Origin of the sequence: Meiothermus cerbereus (assembly GCF_051297115.1) — a bacterium.
GTDB lineage: Bacteria > Deinococcota > Deinococci > Deinococcales > Thermaceae > Meiothermus > Meiothermus cerbereus_A.
On sequence record NZ_JBEVAL010000104.1, the window covers coordinates 1 to 7,411 of the forward strand.

Annotated in this window: 7 protein-coding genes; all 7 read left to right on the forward strand. The window is 60.9% G+C overall.

The window, feature by feature from the left end:
* Nucleotides 1-148 precede the first annotated feature (148 nt).
* The 7 genes from ABWU19_RS13835 (at nt 149) to ABWU19_RS13865 (ending at nt 7,259) form a co-directional block, all read left to right on the forward strand.
* A complete protein-coding gene (locus ABWU19_RS13835) occupies nt 149-1,336 on the forward strand; it encodes an ABC transporter substrate-binding protein (protein WP_435902253.1) in 1,188 nt (395 codons plus the stop codon).
* 89 nt (nt 1,337-1,425) lie between these two features.
* Nucleotides 1,426-2,340 carry a branched-chain amino acid ABC transporter permease gene (locus ABWU19_RS13840; protein ID WP_435902247.1) on the forward strand — a complete coding sequence of 305 codons (915 nt, stop codon included), beginning with the start codon at nt 1,426-1,428 and terminating at the stop codon, nt 2,338-2,340.
* Between the two features lie 60 nt (nt 2,341-2,400).
* A complete protein-coding gene (locus tag ABWU19_RS13845) occupies nt 2,401-3,186 on the forward strand; it encodes an ABC transporter ATP-binding protein (protein WP_435902248.1) in 786 nt (261 codons plus the stop codon).
* On the forward strand, nt 3,177-3,386 hold the full coding sequence (locus tag ABWU19_RS13850) for a hypothetical protein (RefSeq protein ID WP_435902249.1): 210 nt from the start codon (nt 3,177-3,179) through the stop codon (nt 3,384-3,386). Before ABWU19_RS13845 ends, ABWU19_RS13850 begins: the two co-directional genes overlap by 10 nt.
* Entirely contained in the window at nt 3,379-4,134 is a 756-nt protein-coding gene (locus tag ABWU19_RS13855; RefSeq protein ID WP_435902250.1) for an ABC transporter ATP-binding protein, read from the forward strand. The genes ABWU19_RS13850 and ABWU19_RS13855 overlap by 8 nt, the downstream gene beginning before the upstream one ends.
* Before the next feature lie 37 nt (nt 4,135-4,171).
* Nucleotides 4,172-6,079 (forward strand): AMP-binding protein, encoded by a 1,908-nt coding sequence (locus ABWU19_RS13860; RefSeq protein WP_435902251.1) that lies wholly within the window; start codon nt 4,172-4,174, stop codon nt 6,077-6,079.
* Between the two features lie 109 nt (nt 6,080-6,188).
* Entirely contained in the window at nt 6,189-7,259 is a 1,071-nt protein-coding gene (locus tag ABWU19_RS13865; RefSeq protein ID WP_435902252.1) for a branched-chain amino acid ABC transporter permease, read from the forward strand.
* Nucleotides 7,260-7,411 lie beyond the last annotated feature (152 nt).

The window sequence follows — 7,411 nt, forward strand, 5'->3', positions numbered from 1 at the left end:
CAGAAACACCTTACAGGAGCGGCCTGCTTTTGCCTACTCGGGGTTTTGTCGTGTACTTAGACCGGGTACACAAAACTCGAGGGGTCATAGTATTCTATGGGCACAACACAATCGAAACGATTGTTGATGGAGGAGGACATACATGAAGATGAATCGTCGGCAAGTGCTCAAAGCTGGTTTGGCCGCTTCTACGGTATATAGCCCCTGGATGATTGCCCGTGCCCAGGCCCGGCCCGTCAAGCTTGCGGCCATTCTCCCCCTTACGGGCGCTTTTGCTTTTGCAGGTAACGCGGCCCTGGACGCTTTCCGGGATGCCACCGACCGCATCAACGATACGGGTGGCATTGGTGGGCGACGCTTCGAGCTGGTGGTCGAAGACGACGGCTACGACGTGGCCCGTGGAACGGCAGTCTTCAACCGTATTGTCCAGCGCGAGAGCCCGGAGGAGCTGGTCTTTGTTTATGGCAACTCCACCGGTCTTTCCAAGGCCTTAGCCCCGGAGATCACCCGCCTGCGCCTGCCCTATACCGCCACTTCGTTCTCCAACGAGCTGGCCGACCCCAACACCTACCCCACCATCTTTGTGTTTGGCCCTACCTACAACGACATGGCCGGTGCTCTGCTGCAGCAGATTCGCCGCCAGAAAGGGCGCGGGGCCAAGATTTTCCTGTGCTACTCCAACTCCGAGTTCGGGCGTGACCCCATTCCTTTCATCAAGGAGCAGTCGGCCCGGCTGGGTTTCCAGATTGTGGGAGAGGAAGTAACCCCCCTGGCCATTGCCGATGCCACCCCCATCGTGACCAAGCTACGCCAGGCCCAGCCCGACTTCGTCATTATGCACGGCTATGTGCTCACGGTAGAGCCGCTGGTGGTGCGGGCCGCCCGCGAGCAGGGCGTCCGGGCTACCTTCATGGGCACCTACTACTCGGCCGAGCTGGCCCTGATGCAGCGGGCCGGGGCTGCCGCGGATGGCTTTATCGTGACCTACCACAACGCCTACTACTACGACGCCACGGTTCCGGCGGTAGAGCAAATTCGGGCCTTGCGCCGGGCCAAAGGCCGCGACCTCTCCTACCGCACCACCTACTACATGGGCTCCTGGATGGCCATGGACGTCATCGCCGAGGCCATGCGCCGGGCGCACGCTGCAGGCAAGCTGACCCGCCCCGGTATGATTGAGGCCCTGGATGGGCTGGGCGACTACAACGCCGGAGGCCAGGTGCGCAACATGCGTTGGGTGAATCGTCGCCTGCCCTTTACCAAGCTCTGGCGGGCCAACGTGCGGGATGGCCGCTTCGATGCCATTACCGACTGGGTAGACGGTTCGAAACTCTAATCAGCTTAGGGCGCTCGAGGGTCAAGGGCTGACCGATGGTTGGCTCGGGGCCCTCGAGCCTACCGCAATAACCTCTTTATAAGGAAAACATGGACTTGGCCTTAGTCATACAAACCGCCCTCAACGGTCTGGCCAATGGTGCGCTGTATGCCGTTATCGCCTCCGGCTTTGTGCTGGTTTATCGAGCAACCAGCGTGGTCAACTTCGCAATCGCGGAGTTCTTGCTCATTGGCGCCTACCTAACCTACACCATGTCGCTATTTTTTCCGCTGTGGGTGGCAATTTTGCTGGCGCTACCCCTGGCTTTTGCCTTTGGGGTGCTGGTAGAGCGGGGGTTTGTCCGGCCCCTGCTGGGGCGTAACGTGGTGGCTGTGATTATGGCGACCATCGGGCTGGCCGCCACCCTCGATGGTGCAACCCTGCTGATCTGGGGCCCTGACCAGAAGGCCATGGGGGCTGCCGACGTTTCCCAGCTACCCAAGGAGATGCCCAACCTGGCCTTTAACCTGGGGGGTGTGTTTCTTTCCTCCAAAGCGGTGTGGGCTCTGATTCTGGCCCTGCCCCTGGCTATTTTGCTGGTTGCTGCGCTCAAGTATAGCCGTTACGGGGTGCTGTTGCGGGCGGTCTCGGAGAGTGAGACTGCTGCGCTGGCCATGAGCATCAACGCACCTCGCGTGGTTGCGATGGCCTGGGGAATTTCGGCCATGACGGCCACTATTGGTGGTGCTTTTCTGGCTGGTGCTGCGGGGGGCGGCGGGCCGGGGCACCACCTGGTGCTGCTGGGGCTGATTGTGTTCCCGGTGGCCATCCTGGGGGGGTTCGATTCGGTGCCGGGGGCAGTGGTAGCCGGCCTGATTATTGGCCTGATCGAAGCCTTCTCCCAGCTTTACCTCGAGTCCTTGCTGCCGGGCATAACCCAGGCCATCCCCTTCTTGATTGTGCTGCTGGTGCTTCTGTTCCGTCCTTATGGACTGTTTGGACAGCACCGTATCGAGCGGGTCTGAGCGAGCGATGTGGGGCAGCACTAAAAAAGCAGCATCGAGCTTAAAACCTAAGGTTGCTATATGGCCGAAATAAACGTTGAAAACCTAAAAGTGGTCTACCGCGGGGTGATTCTGGCCTTGCAGGGTGTGAGTATGCGGGCCAGTGCTGGCGAGGCCATTGCCCTGCTGGGCCCCAACGGGGCTGGCAAGAGCACCCTGGTGCGGGCTATTTCAGGCCTGCTGCCGCAGTACGATGGCCGGGTTCTGGACGGCAAAATTGTCATCAACGGCCAGGAAGCCAACCACCTGCCTGCGCTCAAGGTGGCCGAGCTGGGTCTTACCGCAATCCTCGAGGGCCGACCCATTTTTCGCTACCTGACCGTCGTCGAAAACCTGCGGGCCGCGGGGCACAAACTAACCCAGCAGCGCCAGAAAGAAATCACCGACGAGATATTTACGCGCTTCCCCCGCATCTACGAGCGCCGCTTCGAGCAGGGCGGCTACCTTTCGGGTGGCGAACAGCAGATGCTTTTGCTGGGCATGGCCCTGCTTACCGAGCCCAGGATTCTGGTGGTGGATGAGCCGAGCCTGGGCCTTTCGCCCAAGCTGACCGATGAAGTAATGCGGGTACTGGACGAGCTGCGCCGCGACAAAGGGCTTACCCTGGTGCTGGTCGAACAGAACGCTCGGGCTGCTTTTTCCATCGTGGAGCGGGTGTACGTAATGGAACAGGGCCGCGTGGTTTTCGAGGGCACTGCCCAGGAAGCCCAGGCCGACGCCGACGTAATGGAGTTCTACCTGGGGGGTGCGGTGGCCGGGGGCTTCTCTGAGGCCAAGCGCTACCGGAGGAGGAAGCGATGGGTGTAATTCTGAGAAAAAGCGCTATGAAGCAGCGCTTTAGCTGGAGCGTGAGCCGGGGAGAAGGGGCCTGTACTGGCGCAATCCTGCCCCCCCAGGCGCTACGGCCCCAGTCTGCCCTTTTTGCCAAATCGATCCTAGGGAAGAAACCCCAGGTTGCAGTCTACCTGCCCTGGGCCTGGGCCCTGCAGGGAGGTCGGTATGTCTAAGGTGCTTTTGGAAGCCCAGGATCTGCACCTTGCCTTCCGGGGCGTCAAGGCCCTGGTGGGGGTGAGTTTTAGCGTGTCGGAGGGGGATTTTTTCGCGGTGATTGGCCCCAACGGCGCAGGCAAAACCAGCCTCCTGAATGTGCTATCGGGCTTGTACAGGCCCCAACAAGGGAAGGTGTTTTTTCTGGGCGAAGACCTGGCGGGCCAGAGCCCCCAGGTGCGGGTTCGCAAGGGGTTGGGCCGAACCTTTCAGAACCTCGAGCTCTTCCGGGGCATGACCGTGCTGGACAACGTCAAGCTGGGGGCCGAACTGGCCGTGGGGGGTTACACCGACCTGATGCCTAAAGCCCAGCTCGAGTGGAAAATACGCCGCCACGCTGAAGAAGTGCTGGACTACCTGCACCTCTCGCCCTTCCGCCACGTGCCCGCAGGCGCGCTGCCCTATGGTTTACAAAAAAGGGTAGAGGTGGCACGGGCCCTGGCGGGACGCCCCAGGCTGCTCTTGCTCGACGAGCCTATGGCCGGCCTGAGCCTGGAAGAAAAACAAGACCTGGCCCGCTTTTTGCTGGATGCCAGGCGCGAGTGGGGCGTTACCCTGGTACTGGTGGAGCACGACCTCAAGGCTGTGCTGGAGCTTTCTACCGGGGTGCTGGTTATGTCCTACGGTGAGGTCTTATACCAGGGCGCGCCTGCGGGGGTGCGGGAGGACCCGCGCGTGGCCGAGGCTTATCTGGGGAGGAGTGCATGATGTGCACCCTGAATCGGAAAGATCGCGGAGGTAGGCTATGACGCCCACTACCCTGATTGAGTATCTGGCCCACCATGCTCAAACTAAGCCCCTTGCCCCAGCCCTGCGTGTCAAACGCCTGGGGGTGTGGGAAACCACTTCCTGGGCCCACTTACAAGAGAAGGTGGAGCAGCTTGCCGGGGGTCTGCTGCAATTGGGTTTGGAGCCGGGCAAGGTGCTGGCCATCCTGGGTCAAAACGCGCCAGAGTGGGTGATTGCCGAAGTGGCGGCACAGACCGTAGGGGCCATGCCTATGGGCATCTATGCGGATGCTATGCCGGAGGAAGTGGGCTACTTTATCGAGTTCTCCGAGTGCGTCGGCATTGTGCTTTCGGATGAAGAACAGCTTGATAAAGTGCTGCCCCACCTGGATAAGCTAAAGTTCGTGCTGGTCTGGGAAGAGGCCGGCATGAGCAAATACTGGAACGAACAGGTGCGGCCCTTTAGTAGCGTGCTGGAGCTGGGCCAATCCGAAAAAAGCCGTCAGGCTGTGCAGGCCGCAAAAGCCCAGGTGCGGCCCGATACTGTGGCGCTCCTGGCCCCCACTTCCGGTACCACCGCCCGCAGCAAGCTGGCCATGCTCACGCACTCCCAGCTGATTGCCGGAGCCGAGGCGGGCCGCGAGACCATCAGCATCCGCGGAGGGGAGTGGGTGTTTTCGTACCTTCCGCTGCCCTGGATTGGCGAGCAGATGCTTACGGTGGTGCGCAGTCTAACCGATGGTACGGTGGTGCATTTTCCCGAGGACATCATCACCGTGCGGGAAGATGTCAGGGAAGTTCAACCCGACTTTTACCTGGCCCCTGCAAGGCTGTGGGAAGACTCCGCGGCCATCGTGCGCAGCCGCATGGAGGATGCCGACGGCCTCAAGAAGGCGATCTACCGCTGGGGCATGGGGGTTTTGCTGGAGTGCGCCCAGCGCGAGTTCCGCAAAGAACCCATTGGCTTTGGCCTGAACCTGGCCCGGGCCCTGGCCTATCCGCTGGTAGCCCGACCAATCCGAGCCCGCATGGGCCTGGCCGCCTGCCGCATTGCCGCGACCGGTGGTGCGCCCCTGGGCCCGGAAGTCTTCACCTTTTTCCGTGCCCTGGGTGTGGACATTCGTCAGGTTTACGGGCAGTCCGAAACCGCAGCCACCAGCGTAGCCCACCTGCCCGGCGATACGCCCCCCGAGACGGTGGGTAAGCCTTTGCGCAATACCCAGGTGCGCATCGCCGAAGACGGGGAGATTCAGGTCAAGGGTGGACAGGTATTTGCAGGCTACTTCAAGAACGAGGCGGCCACCAGGGAAACCTTTACCGAGGACGGTTGGTTCCGCACCGGAGATGCGGGGTTCTTTAACGAAAACGGCCATCTGGTACTCCTGGGACGGCTCAAGGAGGTGGGCGCCCTGGCCGATGGCACCCGGTTTGCGCCGCAATTCCTGGAGAACCGTCTTAAGTATTCCCCCTATATCCGCGAAGCGGTGGTCATTGGTCATGCCAGGCCCTTTGTGACCGCCCTTATTGAGCTAGACCCCGAGAATACCCAGAACTGGGCGCGCAAACGCGGCATTGTGTTTTCCACCTATCAGAGCCTGACCTCTAACCCCCAGGTCTACGAGCTCATCGCCCAGGAGTTGCGCATGGCCTGCGAAAGCCTGCCTGAAGAGCTAAAGGTGCGCCGCTTTGCCATCCTGCCCAAAGAGCTGCACGCCGACGACGAGGAAATTACCCGTACCCGCAAGGTCAAGCGGGGCACAGTGGAGTCCCGTTATGCCAGTCTGCTGGCTGCGCTCTACGACGGTTCCAAACAGGTAAAGGTCGTCCTGCCCATCCGCTACCTGGAGGGTGAAGGGACCCTCGAGGCCGAAGTTCAAATTGCCGACGTAGGTGGGCCGGTGGCGGCGCAAAAGGTGAAAGCGTAATGGAACATGGCAGAAACCGCAAAGATGCCCGTGTTGCTAAGGCAGGGTTCTCCTGCACCCCGGCACCGCTGGACTGCCCGATAGCATCGAACCTCGAGGAGACCCAACCATGTACCGCTTGAGTCAAACCCTTACCGATGCCTTCAGCCGCCGTTTTTCTCGAACGGTGCGCGAAGACTATCGTCAAGACGAAGCCTATGCCAGTACGCCACAGGGGCGCTTTTGGCTGGTGGTGGCGATAATTGGTGTACTGGCACTTCCTTTGCTGCTGCCCCAGTATCCCTTGTTTGTGGCCACCCAGATTCTGGTGGCGGCCCTGGCGGGCCTGGGCTTGCACCTGCTGGTGGGTGGGGCGGGCCAGATTTCGCTGGGCCAGGCTGCCTTTGTGGGCATTGGCGCCTATACCTCGAGCCACCTTTCTGGCGATCTGGCCCCGCTGGGTATTTTGCTGGGCGGGCTGGTGGCTGCCAGCATCGGGATTGTGCTGGGCATACCCTCGTTGCGTATTAAGGGGGCCTACCTGGCCATTGCCACCCTGGCTTTTCAGTTCCTGGCCGACTACATATTCAAACGCTGGACCGACTTCACCGGCGGGGTGGCTGGGCGCAAGCTGCCAGCCGAAGGCACCTTTCTTGGGCTGCCCCTGGCCGACGACCGGGTGGTTTTCTACCTTGGGCTGGCTTTTGCCATCCCGATGTTCTTCTATGCCAAGCGCCTGCTCTCGACCCGCGCGGGTCGGGCCTGGTTTGCGGTGCGCGACAACGACCTCTCGGCCCAGCTCTCCGGCGTAGACCTGGTGCGCTCCAAGCTCACCGCTTTTGCCCTTTCGGCCTTCTACGGGGGCATTGCCGGGGGCATTTTGATGCACCTGATTGGGGCGGTTACCCCAGAGAACTTCGTGCTGGCTTTTAGCATTCAGTACCTGGCCATTGTGATCGTGGGTGGGGCCGGCACGGTGTTGGGTGCGGTGTTGGGGGCCTTGTTTATCGTGCTGATTCCCGAGACCCTGAGCGTACTGGCCGGGGCTTTTGGGCCGCAGTACGTGGCCCAGCTTTCGGCCTGGCGCAGCGTGCTCTTTGGGGTGTTGATTCTGCTTTTCTTGATTCTAGAACCCAGGGGACTGGTGGGTTTGTGGGGTCGTATTCGGGATTACTTCCGAACCTGGCCACTGCCCTATTAAGCCTGCATGCCAGCCCCCGACTGGATTTTGGCCCAGTAAAGCCCTCAGGGTGGCTGGCTGCTTATTTATCGCACTCTTCACAGGCAGGGCCTCTCATACCAAATCTATGTAGATAATAACTCATGCCAAGCAAAGCCATAGCCCTACACGCC

What these genes read in the sequence shown, in the direction of transcription:
- ABWU19_RS13835 (WP_435902253.1), top strand. Translation starts at nt 149, where the DNA reads ATGAATCGTCGGCAAGTGCTCAAAGCTGGTTTGGCCGCTTCTACGGTA.
- ABWU19_RS13840 (WP_435902247.1), top strand. Translation starts at nt 1,426, where the DNA reads ATGGACTTGGCCTTAGTCATACAAACCGCCCTCAACGGTCTGGCCAAT.
- ABWU19_RS13845 (WP_435902248.1), top strand. Translation starts at nt 2,401, where the DNA reads ATGGCCGAAATAAACGTTGAAAACCTAAAAGTGGTCTACCGCGGGGTG.
- ABWU19_RS13850 (WP_435902249.1), top strand. Translation starts at nt 3,177, where the DNA reads ATGGGTGTAATTCTGAGAAAAAGCGCTATGAAGCAGCGCTTTAGCTGG.
- ABWU19_RS13855 (WP_435902250.1), top strand. Translation starts at nt 3,379, where the DNA reads ATGTCTAAGGTGCTTTTGGAAGCCCAGGATCTGCACCTTGCCTTCCGG.
- ABWU19_RS13860 (WP_435902251.1), top strand. Translation starts at nt 4,172, where the DNA reads ATGACGCCCACTACCCTGATTGAGTATCTGGCCCACCATGCTCAAACT.
- ABWU19_RS13865 (WP_435902252.1), top strand. Translation starts at nt 6,189, where the DNA reads ATGTACCGCTTGAGTCAAACCCTTACCGATGCCTTCAGCCGCCGTTTT.